Here is a 17,863-nt window from a genome sequence, read left to right on the forward strand (position 1 = left end):
CTATAGCGCAATTGACATTTATATTGAATGTAAAGGGTGAATCATTATTTCTCCTAATTTAATTTTACATCCGACATTCCGATTTGTCAATGCTCTTTTTTTGGTCCTAATAAATGGAAAAGGGAGTGGACTCATTCATGGATAAAACAGTGGAATGGAAGTTGGAAGAGGAAAGACTAGTGCAGGTGAGGAACAAGCTTCAGGCACGACTCGACGAGTTAGAACCGAAGGTTGCCGGTCTGCATGAACAGGCTGCCGAAATTCGTAAACGGTTCTGGGAAGAAGTGACGATTAATACGGGGTCGTACACGGATTTTGAAGATGCATTCTATACCATTAATCAGCAGTCCAGGGTGTTGGCCGAGAGGGAGCGCGGGCACAAGCTGTTAACACAACAATGGAAAAATACAAAGAGACTGCTTCCAACGCCGTATTTTGGCCGTTTCGACTATAAGGAAAAAGGCATGACATTGACTGAACAGATCTACATCGGCGTATCATCCTTCATGGATGAAGATGGATTGAATTTTCTAATCTATGACTGGCGTACGCCAATTGCGAGTCTGTACTATGATCACTCTCCCGGGCCAGCAAGTTATGACACACCTTCAGGACGAATCGAGGGCAAGATGGAGCTCAAACGACAATTCCAGATCCAACATGGGCAGCTTCATAGCATGTTTGATTCAACTGAGACGATTGGTGACGAATTGTTGCAGCAAGTGCTCGCCAAGGGTGCAGACTCACAAATGAAGAGCATTGTAGCAACAATCCAGAAGGAACAAAATGCCATTATCCGTGATGACCGAAGCCGAATGCTTATCGTTCAAGGGGCAGCGGGCAGTGGCAAGACGTCCGCTGCGTTACAGCGAGTGGCCTACTTACTGTATAAACACCGCCAGACCGTTAAAGCAGATCAAATTGTACTTTTCTCGCCGAATCCGATGTTTACCAGTTATATTTCCACCGTGCTTCCGGAACTTGGCGAAGAGAACATGCAGCAGACAACTTTCCAGGAATATCTGAATTATTGGCTGGATTCCTCCATACGACCAGAGGATGCCTTTGATCAAATTGAATATGTGCTGATAGCTCAGAATGATCCGGGATATGAAGCTCGTCTGGAGGCGATCAAGTACAAAGCTTCCGAGACATTCCTGCAAGTGCTCCAAAACTACGGTAAGTGGTTAGGAAGAGAGGGGATGCGGTTTAACGGGATTCAATTTCGGGGACGTGAATTCATCACTGCGGACCGAATTAAGACTCAATTTTACAGTTTGGATCAAAATCTTACCTTGTCCAACCGTATTCTTCTTTTGCAGGAATGGTTGCTGAGAGAACTTGTTTCGCTGGAACGTCTGGAACGGGAAGCAGACTGGGTTCAGGAGGAATTGAATTATCTGGACACGGATGAGTATGTGGAAGTTTTCCGCATGCTGCACAAAGAAAAGCCTGTGTTCGATGTGGCGGAAAAATACGCAGCACGAGATAACGGTAATAACAGCGCAGAGCAAGATGAGGGTGCCTTTAACTTTGGAGTGCGGGAAGAGGAGTTGCTTCGTCAGAAACTGGTGAAAGACATGTTTAAACCGTTAAGAAAGGGCGTGCGGAAATTCCAGTTCGTGGATGTGAAAGGGATATACGAACAACTATTTGTAGATGAAGCCGCTTATCGGGAACAAACGAATGGGGCAATCCCCCCACAGCACTGGCCTGAGATTTGTAAACAGACCAAGGCCATGATCCTTCAGAACAAGCTGTTTCATGAGGATGCTACTCCATATTTATATGTAAAAGAGATGATCGAAGGCGTACGGACGAACACAGAGATTCGTTATGTCTTTGTCGATGAAGGTCAGGATTATTCGGCGTTTCAATACGAATATCTGAAGAAACTGTTTCCTCGTGCCCGCATGACGGTGCTGGGGGATTTCGGGCAAGCGATCTTTATGCAGGCTACGGATTTGGCAGCATCCAACTCGCCGCTGGTTCACCTTTACGGAGCAGGCGAAACTACATTGATCCGGCTGGTACGCAGTTATCGTTCAACCAGAGAGATTGTTGAATTCACGAAATGCATGCTACCAGGGGGAGAAGAGATCAGACCCTTTGAAAGGGGAGATCAGAAGCCTCTTTTAACAAGATTGGAGGATGATAAGCTGCGTGGTGCGCAGATTCTCGCAGACATCGCCGTGCTTAAGGCGGAGGGGTTTGATTCCATCGCTGTGATTACAAAGACTGCGGCTGAAAGCCGTGACGCCTATGAAAGGTTACGAAGTCAAGGCGGCGAAGGGTTACAGCTCATAACAAAGGACACACAGATTTTCGAAAAAGGAATCATGGTTATTCCTGTGTACCTCGCCAAAGGCGTTGAGTTCGATGCTGTCCTGGTCTATGATGCTTCACCCGTTGCTTACAGCCAGGAATATGATCGCAAGCTTCTGTATACGGCATGCACACGAGCCATGCACCGACTTCATCTATACACAACGAGTGAGTGGTCACCGTTTGTGCAGGCGTTACCTGCGAATCTATATGACATAAAATCATAATCCATATGTAAATCCATTTTAAATGAAGGACAAAGAAAATGCGCGGAGCCTTTTTTCAAAGGTTATCGGGCATCTTCTTTTTTATAAAGAAATGAATCATAAAAGTTATTCTTTACTGATCGTTCCTGATGTGATAGATTGTTATTGGGAGTTATGAGAATGATCATTCTCATAACAGCTCAAAAATGAATATATTCTCAATGAGAGGGAGTAATAATAAATGAATATTTCCAAGCAAGTAGCTATTATAAGTGGGGCTAATCGAGGGTTGGGCAAGGAACTTGCTCTTGAATTGCTGGCGAGGGGAACCAAAGTGTATGCTGGCGCCCGAAACCCTGAATCCATTGATCTGCCGGGGGCTATTCCACTGCAACTCGATATTACGGATCCACAATCTGTCATGGCTGCAGCTGAGGTAGCTAGTGATGTAACCCTTCTAATCAATAATGCTGGTTCCGCTACGGGTGCTTCTCTGCTCACAGGTGAGCTGAACGATATTCACTTGGAGTTCAATACACATGTATTCGGTACGCTTTCAATGATTCGTGCGTTTGCACCGGTGATCGAGAGGAATGGGGGCGGTTCGATACTGAATATCCTGTCTGTTCTATCTTGGCTCAGCCTTGGTAACTCAGGTGCATATTCAGCTGCAAAATCCGCTCAGTGGGGAATTACGAATGCATTACGTCTGGAATTAGCCCCTAAGAACGTTAGCGTTGCCGGATTGCACGTGGCGTTCATGGATACGGATATGACGGCAGGTATCGACGCACCAAAAACAAGCCCAACGGATATTGCCAAAATTGCAATAGATTCCATCGAAGCGGATCTCTACGAGATTATTGCTGATGATACTAGTCGGAATGTACAACAGGGTCTTGCTGGTGGTGTTGCTGCCCTTTACCCGCAATTGTTTCAAAAATAGAGAGGAGTAGATACATTTTCTCGCTATAAATAAAGCAACCCCCACCAGATATGGTGGGGGTTAAGTCTGTCATGAATTCTCCAATTCCATTCCTTCAAGAACGGTGAGAATATGAGTTTTAACCTTTAACTGCACCGGCAGTAAGGCCGCTGACAATATATTTTTGCCCGAATAGATACAGGATGAATACAGGCAGGGAAGTAAGCACGAGATTGGCGAAGATCAGGTTCCAGTCCCGGCTATATTTGCCGTAGAAATTGTAGATTGATAGTGGCATCGTCCAGGTGGAGCTGTCTGTCAGGAAGTACACCGGAATTGTGATGTCATTCCAGACGGACATAAACACCATGATGGCTACCGTTGCGTTAACGGGCAGGATGAGCGGTGTGACGATGCGGAAGAACACGCCGAACACACTTGCCCCTTCCAGAAATGCCACTTCGTCCAGTGCTCGTGGAATGGTTTTAATGAATCCACTATACAAGAATACACTGAAGGCTGTATTTAACGCGGCATAGATCAGGATGACACTAGTGATGCTACCGTAGAATCCCAATCCCTGTACAACCCGTATGGTTGTAATAATCGACATTGGCGCAATCAATCCCATGAAGAAATACATGTAGATCGTGCCGGATAGTTTGGTTTCCCGACGTGCCAGAATGAATGCCGCTGCCGAAGAAGCGACGATATTAATGATGGAAGATACGCCAGTAATCAAAATGCTGTTGAAGAACGCTCGCGACAGTCCGCCTTCCTGGAAGACACGAACATAGTTCGAGAACTGCCATGTTTCCGGAAAACTCAGGGAGAAGCTAAGCACCTCGGCGCTGGTTTTGAATGATCCAAAGATCAGAATGACAAGTGGCAACAGAACGATAAGAGAGGCCAGAATCAGGAAACCTTCCACGATATAGTTGCGGATGGCGAGTTTGCGTGTATAGCCCATGTTATTCCGTAACCTCCTTACGCCGCATGAAGATCAATAGCGGTATAGCGATAATGGTAACGACCACGAAGAGAAGGGTGTTGACCGCCGTACCAAGTCCCCAGTTGCCTTCGCCGAAAGATCGCAGAATGATCGTACCTACGACCTGGGAAGCGTTACCAGGGCCACCACCGGTCATGACATATACTTCGGAGAATACTTTGAGTCCACCGATCAAGGTCAACATCAAGTTAATGTTAATCGCGGGCAGCAAGAGTGGTAGTGTGATTTTGAAAAAACTTCTCCACGAACTTGCGCCATCAATCTTGGCCGCTTCATAATACTCTTGAGAAATGGACTGCAGGCCCGCCAGATAGATGGCCATCTGGAACCCGGCACTCTGCCAGATCGAGACGATGGCAATCGTCCAGATCACAATCGATGGGTTGGTCAGCCAAGCTTGGCTTAACGAATGTAATCCTACAGATTCCAACAAATTGTTGATTGTACCTTCGGTACGCAACATCGGAGTGAACAAAATACTGATCACTAGGATGCTGAGAATGGAAGGGGAGTAAAAGATCGCACGCAGCAGGTTCTTTGTTCTTAATCGCATGTTAAGTCCTACGGCCAGCAATAGGCCGATGACATTTTTGCCAACGACGGTGACGATTGCAAATATCGCCGTGTTTTTCAGCGCCAGAATTAGTGTTTTATCTGAGAAAATTTTCTTGAAATTATCCCACCCGATGAACTTCAGCTCCAGCCGATCCAACCGCCAATCCGTGAATGAATAATAGAAAGCGGCGAGAGCAGGAACAACAAAAAAGATGGAGTAGATAATCAGTGCGGGAAATATCATGTAATACGAGTACAGATTTTTAGTCCTTTTCATGTCTCACACTCCGTTATAGCCAGGCAGCATAACGGTCGATCCTGTTATGCTGCCTTATATTTCATTCTTTAGAAACCTTCTACACCTTTATCCTGCATCAACTGACTGAACTTCTCATCCCAGGATTTCAGTACTTCTTCCGGTGACAATCCGCCTGCGAATTGATCCTGCAACAATCGGTACAGTTCGCTGCGATCAACCAGCATGTATGCATCCGTTGTCAGCACAGTTTTCTTCGGCGTAATATAATTGTCTACAATATCCTGTTTGTAGGCTGGCAGTTCCGGTGTAGTCACGTCACTGAAATTGGATACGTATCCTTTGGAATCCACGATCTGTTGTGCGACATCCTTGGAAGCGATATAGTCCAGGAACTGTTTGGCTTCTTCCAGATGTTTGGATTTCTTCGGAATGAACAGTTGTCCGCCCAGTGGACTTGCACCTAGACTGGCATGATCCGACGATGGAATCGGGAATACGCCCAGTTCCATATTTGGATCTTGCTCGGCCACGCCTTCAATTAACCAATCGCCCATAAACATCATGGCAACTTCCTTGTTCAGGAATTTACCTACGGCCATGTCATAGCTGTCGCTAAGCACATCGGTGTTGGTGTAACCTTTGGTGTAAATTTCATATTGTTGTTCCAGGAATGTTTTGAATTCCGGGATATCAGACCATTTTTTCTTATTGCTGTTCAGCTCATCAAAAAAAGTCGGTTCATTTTTGGCTACAAAATCGGCAAAAGCTGCAGCAGGCCAGATGTTGGCAGCCCAGGCATCTTTGTAAGGCATGAATACGGGAGTAATGCCACTTGCTTTGATTTTTTCACAGAGCACCAGAAATTCTTCGTAGTTGGTTGGGATCGACAACCCGAGTTCTTCAAAGATTTGTTTGTTATACACGACCCCTTGCATCCCCGTATCTTGGCTAACATGGAAGCTGTAGAGGTGACCACCAGAAGAGAGGACGTCTTTGTTCACGATTCTGCTCGCCCAAGGTTCGTTATCCAGAATCTCGAAGTTACGTTCAAGGTTCAGGTCCGTGACTGCGCTCGCCAGATTATATTGAATAATGTCAGGTGTTTCATCTACAGCCAGTTTGGTTTGCAATACCGTCGTTGTTTGTTCCGCTGGAATCAGCTGCAAATTCACGCGAATATTCGTTTGTTTTTCGAATGAATCAAGAATGTCCTGCTGGATGAAAGCAGAGTCCTGAGAACTTTTAGAGATGGCCAGCTCCAATGTGACTTTGCCACTCTTGCTGTCCCCACCAGCAGCTGTGCCGGAATCCGTATCTCCTGATCCACAAGCCGTTAACGAAACCGATAATAAACTGGCCAGAATAATAGAAAGCGCTTTTTTTCTTTTTATTGTTTTCAATGCAAATCCCCCTCTAAAACGTTTGATGAATCCGTTCACAAATTTGATTATAGATTCTTTTATCGCCTCGGTACATGTCTGTGCTTGAACGTTGATGTGTAAAATCCTGAACTTGAAATCGCTATCATTTCATGGAGTACCGTGATACAGTAGGACATAAATCTAAGGGATTTCACATCATGTCAGAACAGGAGGGTAACTCTGAGAATGGCAAAGCTCATACATAAGGCAACTCAATTCAGTTTGCAGACAAAGGTGTTTTTGACATTTCTGGCTCTACTTTTGTTCGTGCTGGGCTGTTTTATCGTGTATGTCAATGTGATCGTTGTCCGCCCGCTCAAACTGAAAACAGAGCAGGATACGCTCGTTACAGCTACGAAGGTAAGAGAGCAAGTTGATCTCTACGTAGAACAACAGAACCAGATGTCACAGCGAATATTATCCAGCAAAAATATATTTGCAGCCATGGACAAGAGCTCCTCAGCGCATAGTAATTATGAAAGGCTGAAACAGATTCGGATCATCAAAGATATCATGTTTCAGGCCATCGGGCCGAGTATGAATATCAAGGACATGTCCATCTATGACAATCACGGGGTTCTCCTGACATCATATCTGGGTTCGGGCAATCCTCCCGCAATCCTGAACACCATGATGGAGAGTAGTCAGATCGGACGAGATTGGACGGAAAGTGGTTTTGTTCTGCTGCGTCAAGATGATACGATCTCCTTTGTGCGCACGATCAATGATCAGAACGGCAAGGTGTACGGTTACCTTAGCATCCAGATGGAACAGGCCTATATACAGAACCTAACGGAGGGCATTACCGCTGGTGATGTCTATATTCTGAATACACAAGGGGAGCAGATGACGGGCTCGGAAGCAGGTGTGACATTTGCCAATTGGACAAAGCCTGCATCAGACGAGGGACTGGATGTGGACAAAAATGACAATTATATCACGCACTCCACTTCACCCAGTACAGGTTGGATCACGTATATCATAACGCCCAAAAAATCTGTTCTTGGCTCGATCCATTCGGTTCAGACGATGTCCATACTGCTGATTACGGCACTGATGCTGGTTTCATTTGTGTATATCTTCCTGTCGACACGTAACCTGCTGCTGCCTATCCGCAAGCTGCGCGGTCAGATCTGGCGCATGAACTACAGCAATATGAATCTGAAAGTGGATGAAACGCCGAAAAATAACGATCTCTTATTGTTGAATGAAGCCTTTCAGGATCTGATGGAGAGACTGCAGCAGTCAATTGACCGAGAAAAATCAGCGCTTCATGAAGAAGTAAAGGCGCGTAATTCGGCGCTGCAAGCCCAGATTGCACCTCATTTTATTCATAATGTTCTATACCTGATCAGTATTGCCGCCCAAGAGGGGAAGACCAAAGTTGTATCGGATATGTGCAAACATCTTTCGGACAGTCTGCGTTATATTGTCTCTTCACCCTACGCGCATGTGACTTTGGCTGAGGAGCTTCAACATACGAGACATTATCTGTCCCTTGTACAACAAAAGTACGAAGAGGATCTGGAGTGGGACATCCGTGCAGACGAGCTGGCGAACGAAATCCGGTTGCCTCGCTTGGTCATTCAGCCATTTGTGGAAAACTGCATTGAACATGCCTTTGCCAACACCGCGCCGCCTTGGCGTATCCAGATTACCGTGAAGCAATATAACGGATTATGGGCTTTGGAGATCAAAGATAACGGTGAGGGCTTTCCACCGGATAAGATCCAGGAGATTTTAGCCAATATTCAGGCATCGGGTTCCGGTATGAACCAGACTGCCAATCGTGGAACAGCCCTTGGTAACATGGGGATTATCAATAGTGTCAATCGACTCAAACTAATGTATAACAACCGGCTCTTTATTAATATATTTAACAATCATGCGGAAGAGCAACATGGAGCAACGATTCAAATCATCGGCTCACTGACAAAGGATTTTTACTAGCGAGGAGAGACAGACGATGTATAACGTTATGATCGTTGAGGATAGCAAACCGATATTACGTAATATTAAAATGCTCTTGGAGACGCTGAGCTTCCCGATTCGTGTAACAGCTACGGCAACCAATGGAGAGGAAGCCTTGGCAGCGATCAAGCAGTCACCGATTGATCTGCTGTTGACAGATATACGAATGCCGAAAATGGATGGGCTGTCCCTGATTGAGCAAGCCAAAATTGCCAACCCAGATCTGAAGGTCATCTTGATTAGCGGTTACAGCGATTTTGAATACACAAGAAAAGCATTGAACCTGCAAGTGTTTGACTATTTGTTAAAACCTGTCGAGCGAGAGGCGCTTGAAGAAGTCATGGGTCGGGTAATTGACCAACTTGATCAAAAGATGTCCAAGGAACTGCTGGATTTGCAGGAAATCATTCATCCCCAATGTGAGACTACGCCGAAACAAAGGGAGGCGTTTCCGCCTTTATTCAGCCAGATGATGATCATTATGAGCAAACAGCCTTTTAGCGCAGGGAATGAACGATGGGTGCAGGTGGAACTTGAGGGTATAGTGCAGAATTTTTTTGCATTCCATCCTTGTCGTGTTTACACTAGTCAAACCCCATATCAATTTGTCGCTTTTGTTAACAAGAGTGCAGTTGAGGTGTATTCTTCTGTACATGAATGTCTTGAATCGTTGCGACGGCATTTGCTTGCGCATGACATCGATGCGATCATTGGAGGACAACTTCTATTCGCTGAGTCTGGTAATCTGCCGGAGCTCTATCACCGCATGTCGTCCATTTTGTCTGAGCAGCAGCGGTTGAAACAAGGAATAGTGTTGGATACCGGGAATCCGGTGTCGATGGCCAGATCCGAGACAGGCTGTCTGGATCCGGTGCAGGAATCTGCTTTTGTACAGATGATACAGGCTCGGCAGAAAGAACGGTTTGCTCTTAAGTTATCCGAATTGCTGAATCGATGGGCAGAGGAAAATGTACATACGACCGAGGTGGAGCGGTTTATCGGATTGATCGTAGACACGTTTGCTCATCTGTACGAGCAACAGGGGTCGGGCATGAGATTGGGTCTGGAGCTTCGGTCAAGACAGTTTGCCCAAGCACAGTCTTATGCCGATTTTTGCCGAGAACTGACGGAATGGACGGAACAGTGCTTCGATATGCTGCAATCCCACGTTCGAAAAAGCAAGGCGATCCTGTTCGAACAGATCGACGATTACGTAAAACTAAATAAATACTCTCAATTATCTATCAACGATATTGCCTTGAAGTTTCACGTTAGCCCGTCGTATGTCAGCAGAGTGATCAAAAATGCAACGCAAATTACGTTTGTTCAGTATTACACCCGGCTTCGCATTGAGGAGGCAGTCAGACTGATGGAAAGTCAACCCGACATGAAGTTTAAGGAAGTATCCGATTTGTTGTCATTTAGCGACCAGCACTATTTCTCGAAGGTGTTCAAAGAGTATACGGGGCTAAGTCCTACGGATTATAAACAACAGATGTCTGGTATAAAGACCCAATCATAGCTATCCAAAACAGCTGAGAATATGCAAGAACTGGTTCGTCGGTTTAAACTCTAGAGTAGATGTATGTAAGTGTATAAGAAAACGTAAATAGCCAAGGCGCTCCCCAAATTGGAGCGCCTTTTTGGGTTTAGAGAGATTGGTGAAATTAGTAAGAATGTGACACCTCATCCCCGAACATATCCTTTTGATTCTTTTTCCGGAAACTTCGAGGTGATTCACCAACCGTTTTGGTAAATAAAATCGTAAAATAATTGGGGTTATCGTACCCGACCAGTTTGGCAATTTCCCATATTTTTTTGTTGGTTGAGACTAATAATCGGGTGGCTTCACCCATTCTTCGTTGGATCAGGTAATGATAAGGAGAAGTACCATAGTGATTTTTGTACATATGAATTAAGTAATAAAAATCGATATGAAATTGATCTGCCAATTCTTTGAGTTTAATATTTTGCCGATAGTTGGTATCCAAATAGTCTTTAATGCTCTCAGCAAGGGTATTACTCCCAACGATCTCCCCACTAGGAAGCTGTTGACGGGACTGCCGATCGATGATCAGAAGTATTGCTTTCAGGACATGCCCAGAGATCAACTCGTATCCAGGTTCCCGGATTGAAAATTCATTGAAGAGAGTCTGCATTAACGAATGGAGCTCATCGGAATATCGGTTTGCTCGAATGATCGGATTGTTAGAGGGAGGAATGACCCAATCCTCAAGGGTCTGGGTGCCTTCTGTAAAACGAAAGCCGCAATAAAAGGTGGATAACGGGAATTCAGGATTGGACTTCTCCTCGTGAAGAGTACCTTTGTTATAAATGAGCATGTCCCCTTTTTGAGCCCAATGTTTGGTGCCGTCAATGGTGAACAATCCTTTGCCTTCAGTTACGTAGATAATCTCATGCAGATCGTCATGTTTATGCGTCGGAAAGCTCCAATGCGGATTGTCGGCCAGTTTTCCTACATAAATAATGGTGCAATCTCGATTTGGATGCAGTTGGCCGAATTCATGGTGTGTATTCATCTATGTCTTCCCTTCAGAATTAGTAATGAAAGTCTGTGTTGAAATGACAACATATATAATGTTTTGCAATAAAACCACAACAACCTTGATTGTCGCCATGGCGTATCTGACAGTACAATTTCACTATCCAAAATGTAACTATATATCGAAAGTGAAGGGATGGGAAAGCAGAAAATACATGATTACGGATCGTCAAAAGAATTGAAGCGCTTGCAACAATAGAAAGGATTAGTGAGTATTGATTTATGACTAGAAATAGAGAGAACCTACTTATTTTAACGCTTACGCTCGTTAGTTTTGTACTGGGAACAACCGAGTATGTCATCGTGGGTGTGTTGAAGGAAATTGAAAGTTACATGAAAGTATCTCTTGCTGCAGCGGGGATGCTTGTCTCCGGTTTTGCGATTGCATACGCAGTCGGTACACCATTTGCCGTAGCCTTCTTGGCCAAAATATCCAGAAGAAGTTCCATATTGATTGGATTTGCAATCGTGTTAGCATTAAATTTATTGACCGTGTTCTCAACAACGTTCTCTTCGTTGATGGCCATTCGTATTGTTTCGGCTGTTGCTTGTGGACTTACGATATCGCTTTCGATCTCGATCGTAAGCGACGCAGTGAACCGGGAGCGAAGAGGAGAAGCTATCGCCTGGATTTTGGGCGGGTTTTCAATCGCAAATGTGCTAGGTGTTCCGCTCGGTACATTTATCGGACAACATCTGAGCTGGTCCATGACGTTTGTTGTTACAGCATGCATAGGTGTTGTGCCGCTGGTGTTTATGTTCCGTATTCTGCCACGCCAAACAACAACGATTGCAGGTTCATTCAGTGATCAGATGTCTCTCTTTGTGAAACCACGGATATTGCTGGCCTGTCTGATCCCTGTATTGGGAAACAGCTGTATTTTCGTCGTTTTTACGTACATTACGCCACTCCTCAGTGAGACGATGGGTGTGCCAGTGAAATGGATTAGTGCCGTACTCCTGATCTATGGGGCCTGCAGCATCCTGAGTAACTGGATTGGTGCCAAAATAGCCAAGGGTGACTTCCTGCCCAAGCTCAAGCGGCTTTTCGTAATCCAGGCGATCCTCTTCCTGGGCATGAGTTTTGCCGTATCCAATCTGTGGATCGGCTTGGTATTCCTGTTCCTGATTGGATGTCTGTCATCCTCTATGAGTGCGGCTTCCCAGTTATATTTGTTTGATGTGTCAGGATCGATCTCGCCAGGGTCCAAAGCATTTGCATCTACACTCCTGCCTGTGGCGGCCAATGTGGGTATAGCGTTAGGCTCCGGCGTTGGAGGAATTGCTGTTAATATGGGTGGTGTCCAGTGGGCTCCTCCAGTTGCTGTGATGCTTGCCTTGCTGGCTTATGTCATTACCCTGATATGCCAGCGTTCCATCCAAGTGAATTCAGACGAAGTAACCACTGTAAAAGCAGCTTAGATGAGATGCTGTTTAAACTAAACGAATGAATGAATATATATATATGGGATTGGAACTACAAACAAAGTCGCTGTTATGCGGCTTTGTTTGTTTTTTTAGTTTTCCAGCATTCCGGATGTAACGGGCGCAGATTGTAAAGGTAGGAAAATGCAATAATTCAGTGAATTTATATATGAAGAGATCTGATAAAATGAATGAAAAGCTGGGAGGTAAAGCCATGAAAAAGCCTATGATCGGTGTACTGCCTTTGTATGATACGGACAAAAAAAGTTACTGGATGCTTCCTGAATATATGAACGCCATAGAAGGAGCAGGTGGGATTCCAATTATGCTGCCTTTGACAACAGATACCGAGATCATAGCAACGCTGGCTAATCAGTTCGATGGGTTCCTGTTCACCGGGGGACATGATCTCAATCCTGAGCTGTATCATGAGCATGCAGAGGTTACCTGTGGAGAGTTATGTATTGAACGCGATATGATGGAGTCGATATTATTACAAGAGGTAATTGAGCTTGATAAGCCCGTCTTTGGCATATGCCGTGGACTGCAGCTATTTAACGTTATGTTGGGTGGAACGTTATATCAAGACATTCCAACTAGCCTTCAACTTCATGGGAACAAGATCGTTAATCACAAGCAAAGTCCGCCGTATACGAATCTTGTACATGATGTACATATTGAGAAAAATAATATCCTTTACGATATTTTGCAAACCGATACGATAAAAGTGAACAGCTACCACCATCAGGGAATCAAAATGTTATCGGATAAGCTAACTGCCGTGGCAGTGGCTGAAGATGGACTCGTCGAATCTGTGGTCATGCCAAACCGTTCATTTGTTTTGGCTGTACAGTGGCATCCAGAGTACAGCTATAAAGTAGATGACTACAGTCAGAAGTTATTTGCAGCGTTTGTTAATGCTGCTAAATCCCCACGATATACTATCCATATTGAAGACATCACCGCATAAAATGTGAAAAAGAAAAAAGACCTCCTGTTTATAAAAACAGAGGAGATCTTTGTATTGGTGAATATAGTCGTAATAGTAATCATGGTATTACCATTCGTTTGGCAGGATTATTTTGATCCAGACTTCGTGTTGGCATGCTCTTCAGCATTCAGGGAAGCAATCAGCTTCTCGCCTTCAACATCCAGGTTTGGCAGAATGCGATCCAGCCATTTTGGAAGTGCCCAAGCTTTGTCTCCGAAAATAGCCATGATGGCAGGGACCAAGCCCATGCGGATGATAAAAGCATCAATCAGAATGCCTACCGCCAAAGTGAAACCAATCTGCTTGATCATGACATCATCGGTGAAGATAAAGCCTGCAAATACAGAGACCATAATCACTGCTGCCGCAACAACCACGCGACTAACCTGATTGTACCCATGAACGACGGATTCAGTTCCGCGATGACCATGAACATAGGATTCACGCATGGAGCTAACAAGGAAGACTTGATAGTCCATCGCGAGGCCGTACAGGATACCTGTCACGATGATTGGCATAAAGCTCAGCAACGGGCCGCCCGTATCAAAACCAAAGAGCGAATGCAGCCAGCCCCATTGGAATACAGCAGTCGTGATCCCGAATGTAGCCAAGATACTAAGCAGGAAGCCAATTGTTGCTTTGATGGGAACGATGATTGAACGGAATACAAGTAACAGGATGATCAGCGAGAGCAGGATGATAATGCCTACATAAATAGGGAACACCTGCGCCAGTTTGGCGGACATATCGATGTTAACCGCTGTAAGTCCAGTAACCCCAAGCTTCACATCATAGGTCTGTGCGATGCCGGAATCAGCCGAGCGCAGATCAGTGACCAGTGTTTTAGTGAGCGCATCGTTAGGACCCGTTTTTGGAATGAGACTAAAGATGGCCAAATCTTCTGTCATCCCAAGCGGTGTGACTTGTGCAACGTTATTCTGACCTTGGAGTTCCATCACCAGACCGCCCAAGAGTTCCGGTGTAACTTTTGCGGAAGACTGATTAGGCTCTGCGACCAGAATAAGTGGTCCGTTGAATCCTTCTCCGAAGCCTTCTGAGATGGCATCATAACTTTGTCTTGCAGTTGTATCCAGATTCGCTGAGGAAGCTCCGGGGATACCCATTTCCATTTTGGTGATCGGCGTCGCGGCAAAACCAAGAATGACGATGATGGCGATAATGGAAGCCCAACGATTCTTGATAACGAATTTCACCCATCTGTCCGCGACTCCGTGGTTAGTGACTTTAGAATGTTTCGTGCTTTTCTCACGAGCTTTGGCGGAACAGATGCGTTCTCCTACCAATCCGAGTAAAGCTGGCAACAGGGTTAAAGCAACGAATACGTTGATAAGTACGGTGGCAGCTGCGACCAAAGCCATCGTAGACAAGAATGTGAGACCAATGACAAGCATACCGCACAGTGCAATAATGACGGTTAATCCGGCAAAAAATACTGCGCTGCCCGATGTACCAATGGCTCTGGCCGTTGCTTCTTTTGCGCTCAAGCCTTGATCAATGATCATTCGACGTTGGCGATTGACAATGAAGAGAGCGTAATCGATTCCAACAGCCAATCCAACCATAAGAGCCAGAACGGAAGTGACACTAGGCATTTCAATGAATTTGGAGATCGAGAACGCACCACCAACTCCAATAGCAACTCCGAGGAGTGCGGTGATCAGAGGCAGACCTGCTGCAACAACGGAGCCAAGGGTGATCAGCAATACAATGACAGCAATCACCAATCCAACAATCTCAGCCGAGCCGACCCCAATCGATACCGTTTTGAGCGTTTCCCCTGGCAAGACCGTAATGTTGGTTCCTTGCTCTACCGTCATAACAGATTGAATAACGGAATCAAATACATCCTGTGTTATGGCAGACTGCTCAATTGTAAATTGGAACTGGAACAGTGCAATGCTGCCGTCCGAAGAGATCAGCATACCAGGTACAGGAACACCATCCACCATCAAAGGTCCATAGGGAGGAGGCGTGGTTGTTGCGGATTGTGCCGTATCGGTAGCCTGAGCATTCTGAGCCATCTCAGCGGAAGCACCTGAGTTGCTCGCTTCAGCTGCATAGTCTGCAGGGTTAATGACTTTGTCTAGTCCGTAAACTTCATTAACACCTTTCATCATGGCAGCCATATTTTCAGGCGTATCCAAACGCTCGTTGTCAGGTGCCTTGAACACAACACTTCCTTGACCGCCGGAGGCGGCTGGCAGTTCTTTTGCCAATTGATCCAGAACCTTCTGTGACTCTGTGCCTTCAATCTTCATTTCAGAACTGATGTGAATACCATTGATGCTGATCATGGAGATGACAATTCCCAGAATTAAAACCCAGCCAATGATGAAGGTTGCAGGTTTGCTAAAAGCGGTTTTCCCCACTCTGTATAATAATGTAGACATTTCTCTATTTTACACTCCTCTATGATGAATGTGGATGGTTGGCATGTTCGAATCCTGCCCGCAAATGATTAAACGTAATTTCCAAAAATTGATCGAAGGTTAAAGCACCGGGATTGGTATCTTCAGTAATGACTTGTCCGGGCAGTAACACATTGAGTCTTCCATCAATTAATGGCAGTATCGATCCATATAGTGCGTTAATCAGAAGATAAGTATAGATCTCGTCATATTTCCCGTTAGATAAGTCTAATAAGGTATCTTGTGCCTGCGTCTGCATCCGGTGCATGGCTCCGAGATAATGTGGTTCTAACACGGGATAGGTCTGAGATAGTGATACTAGTTGATGAAGCCTTCCTAAGAGTTCTGTTGTAAGCTGCATCTTGATCAGGTTATACAGTACGTCAAGCAAAGAGGCATTGTCGGGCAATTCGGTAAGTAACTCTTCGAGTTCGGTTGTATTCTGAACGGATATGGCGCCTCTTGCTACGGCTTCTTCTTTACATGTGAAATAGTTTGCAAATGTTCTACGCGAACAACCCACTTGATGCACGATATCTTCGACCGTAAAACCATCGAGTCCGTGTTCAAGAGTCAGTTCAAATGCAGTGCCAGCAAGTGCTTTTTCAGTCGCTTCTTTTTTCAAATGTCGCAAGTTTCGTTTAATCATTATTCTCCGCTTATGCGTTCACCTCCAACACCAATGACTATGGTTTAATTCTTTTAAGAAGAGCACACTTACTGAATATGCACTTTGTGAGGTTTATCATAACAACAAGTTGCTCATTGTGCAAATTTACTCATTGTGCAATTATTTTTATATGACAGCTATACTGCGAATCAATGCTTCAACTCCTGAGGAATGAATGTTAAAATCAATAGAAAAACTTGGGGCGATAACGAGATATGAGTAGTCGTAAACAAAGTTTATTGGAAACAGCACTTGCACTATTTTTAGAGCATAGCTATGCAAATACAACAATCCAGATGATCTTGGATCAATCGGGTGTATCCAAAGGCACATTCTACAAATTCTTCAGTTCCAAAGAAGACTGTTTATATTCGATTATTGATCAGCGTATGCAAGAGGATGTTTTCATTCGTAAAGAGCTTGAACAAAATCACTATACATCGGATTATGCCCTGCTTGTTGATCAGATTGTCATTCCCATGTCTGGACCTGACAAAGAACGAGTGTGGGAATTGTATTGGACTGGTTTTTACGCCGGAGAGATCAACTCAGCGAAATTGGCTAAAGTACATCTAAACTGGCTGTCTACACGCTTGATTCAGGTGTTCGGAAAAGACATCAGCTTATATGCCAACGAAGGTGCAATATTGTGCTATGGCATACTGCATCAGATTGCCAACACCTCGAGAAGTCTAAATACGAAAAAACCGGTTTGGAGCGAAGTTGTTCCAAAAGTATTGACCTACATTGAAGTGATATTAAGAACAATGCACCAAAGAAATGAACATATTTTTGACGTTCAGTCTCTTTATTTTCTGAATGCCGATGAGCGTAACCGTGATCATGGTCTCGATATCGACAAGCTGTTGGAGGAATTGGATGAGTTCAACAAGATTGTTCAAAAATCCAAGGAATCTACATCATTAAAGCAACTTTCCAAGGGACTTTTGGCGTTATTACAGGATAAAGAGGATTTAAATATTCCTGTAATCGAAGTTGTCCTTCAAGCATTTCACAAAGAGTACAAATCAAGTGCGTTTCACTCCAAAGCCAATAGACTAACCGAAGCCTGTTGGTGGTATTTGGAACTTGTGAAGCACCATAATTAATT

The 17,863-nt window shown here is 44.7% G+C and carries 13 protein-coding genes; 7 read left to right on the top strand and 6 right to left on the bottom strand.

Annotated features, from left to right (window positions below; genetic code table 11):
• The first annotated feature begins 137 nt into the window (after positions 1-137).
• Both helD and MKY92_RS14380 read left to right on the top strand, forming a co-directional pair.
• Positions 138-2,552 (top strand): RNA polymerase recycling motor HelD, encoded by a 2,415-nt coding sequence (gene helD, locus MKY92_RS14375; protein ID WP_339301410.1) that lies wholly within the window; start codon positions 138-140, stop codon positions 2,550-2,552.
• Between the two features lie 220 nt (positions 2,553-2,772).
• Positions 2,773-3,477 carry an SDR family oxidoreductase gene (locus tag MKY92_RS14380; protein WP_339301412.1) on the top strand — a complete coding sequence of 235 codons (705 nt, stop codon included), beginning with the start codon at positions 2,773-2,775 and terminating at the stop codon, positions 3,475-3,477.
• Between the two features lie 118 nt (positions 3,478-3,595).
• On the opposite strand, the gene MKY92_RS14385 is transcribed toward MKY92_RS14380, so the two are convergent.
• The 3 genes from MKY92_RS14385 to MKY92_RS14395 all read right to left on the bottom strand — a co-directional run bounded on the left by MKY92_RS14385 (position 3,596) and on the right by MKY92_RS14395 (position 6,682).
• Positions 3,596-4,426, bottom strand: a complete 831-nt coding sequence (locus tag MKY92_RS14385) for a carbohydrate ABC transporter permease (RefSeq protein ID WP_017688542.1) — start codon at positions 4,424-4,426, stop codon at positions 3,596-3,598.
• 1 nt (position 4,427) lies between these two features.
• Positions 4,428-5,300, bottom strand: a complete 873-nt coding sequence (locus tag MKY92_RS14390; protein ID WP_036616033.1) for a sugar ABC transporter permease — start codon at positions 5,298-5,300, stop codon at positions 4,428-4,430.
• A gap of 68 nt (positions 5,301-5,368) precedes the next feature.
• A complete protein-coding gene (locus tag MKY92_RS14395) occupies positions 5,369-6,682 on the bottom strand; it encodes an ABC transporter substrate-binding protein (protein WP_339301413.1) in 1,314 nt (437 codons plus the stop codon).
• A gap of 207 nt (positions 6,683-6,889) precedes the next feature.
• Between MKY92_RS14395 and MKY92_RS14400 the strand changes: the two genes are divergently transcribed.
• A complete protein-coding gene (locus MKY92_RS14400) occupies positions 6,890-8,653 on the top strand; it encodes a histidine kinase (protein WP_339301414.1) in 1,764 nt (587 codons plus the stop codon).
• A 16-nt stretch (positions 8,654-8,669) separates the two neighbouring features.
• Positions 8,670-10,196: a response regulator gene (locus MKY92_RS14405; protein ID WP_339301415.1), complete on the top strand. Its 1,527-nt coding sequence runs from the start codon at positions 8,670-8,672 to the stop codon at positions 10,194-10,196.
• Between the two features lie 145 nt (positions 10,197-10,341).
• On the opposite strand, the gene MKY92_RS14410 is transcribed toward MKY92_RS14405, so the two are convergent.
• Positions 10,342-11,214 carry an AraC family transcriptional regulator gene (locus tag MKY92_RS14410; protein WP_221819371.1) on the bottom strand — a complete coding sequence of 291 codons (873 nt, stop codon included), beginning with the start codon at positions 11,212-11,214 and terminating at the stop codon, positions 10,342-10,344.
• Between the two features lie 245 nt (positions 11,215-11,459).
• On the opposite strand from MKY92_RS14410, the gene MKY92_RS14415 reads away from it, so the two are divergent.
• Entirely contained in the window at positions 11,460-12,659 is a 1,200-nt protein-coding gene (locus tag MKY92_RS14415; RefSeq protein WP_339301416.1) for an MFS transporter, read from the top strand.
• Between the two features lie 217 nt (positions 12,660-12,876).
• Positions 12,877-13,632, top strand: a complete 756-nt coding sequence (locus MKY92_RS14420) for a gamma-glutamyl-gamma-aminobutyrate hydrolase family protein (protein WP_339301418.1) — start codon at positions 12,877-12,879, stop codon at positions 13,630-13,632.
• A gap of 107 nt (positions 13,633-13,739) precedes the next feature.
• On the opposite strand, the gene MKY92_RS14425 is transcribed toward MKY92_RS14420, so the two are convergent.
• The gene (locus MKY92_RS14425; protein WP_339301419.1) at positions 13,740-16,064 is read right to left on the bottom strand and encodes an MMPL family transporter; all 2,325 of its coding nucleotides are present in this window, start codon (positions 16,062-16,064) and stop codon (positions 13,740-13,742) included.
• Positions 16,065-16,083: 19 nt separating this feature from the next.
• Positions 16,084-16,731, bottom strand: coding sequence for a TetR/AcrR family transcriptional regulator (locus MKY92_RS14430; RefSeq protein ID WP_339301421.1), 648 nt, complete (start codon positions 16,729-16,731; stop codon positions 16,084-16,086).
• Between the two features lie 236 nt (positions 16,732-16,967).
• On the opposite strand from MKY92_RS14430, the gene MKY92_RS14435 reads away from it, so the two are divergent.
• Positions 16,968-17,861: a TetR/AcrR family transcriptional regulator gene (locus MKY92_RS14435; protein WP_339301422.1), complete on the top strand. Its 894-nt coding sequence runs from the start codon at positions 16,968-16,970 to the stop codon at positions 17,859-17,861.
• Positions 17,862-17,863 lie beyond the last annotated feature (2 nt).

It is taken from the genome of Paenibacillus sp. FSL R5-0623 (assembly GCF_037974265.1).
Lineage (GTDB): Bacteria > Bacillota > Bacilli > Paenibacillales > Paenibacillaceae > Paenibacillus.

Coding starts and splice junctions, on each gene's coding strand:
- MKY92_RS14410 (WP_221819371.1), bottom strand. CDS start 11,214: ATGAATACACACCATGAATTCGGCCAACTGCATCCAAATCGAGATTGC.
- MKY92_RS14400 (WP_339301414.1), top strand. CDS start 6,890: ATGGCAAAGCTCATACATAAGGCAACTCAATTCAGTTTGCAGACAAAG.
- MKY92_RS14425 (WP_339301419.1), bottom strand. CDS start 16,064: ATGTCTACATTATTATACAGAGTGGGGAAAACCGCTTTTAGCAAACCT.
- MKY92_RS14380 (WP_339301412.1), top strand. CDS start 2,773: ATGAATATTTCCAAGCAAGTAGCTATTATAAGTGGGGCTAATCGAGGG.
- helD (WP_339301410.1), top strand. CDS start 138: ATGGATAAAACAGTGGAATGGAAGTTGGAAGAGGAAAGACTAGTGCAG.
- MKY92_RS14420 (WP_339301418.1), top strand. CDS start 12,877: ATGAAAAAGCCTATGATCGGTGTACTGCCTTTGTATGATACGGACAAA.
- MKY92_RS14430 (WP_339301421.1), bottom strand. CDS start 16,731: ATGATTAAACGAAACTTGCGACATTTGAAAAAAGAAGCGACTGAAAAA.
- MKY92_RS14405 (WP_339301415.1), top strand. CDS start 8,670: ATGTATAACGTTATGATCGTTGAGGATAGCAAACCGATATTACGTAAT.
- MKY92_RS14390 (WP_036616033.1), bottom strand. CDS start 5,300: ATGAAAAGGACTAAAAATCTGTACTCGTATTACATGATATTTCCCGCA.
- MKY92_RS14415 (WP_339301416.1), top strand. CDS start 11,460: ATGACTAGAAATAGAGAGAACCTACTTATTTTAACGCTTACGCTCGTT.
- MKY92_RS14385 (WP_017688542.1), bottom strand. CDS start 4,426: ATGGGCTATACACGCAAACTCGCCATCCGCAACTATATCGTGGAAGGT.
- MKY92_RS14435 (WP_339301422.1), top strand. CDS start 16,968: ATGAGTAGTCGTAAACAAAGTTTATTGGAAACAGCACTTGCACTATTT.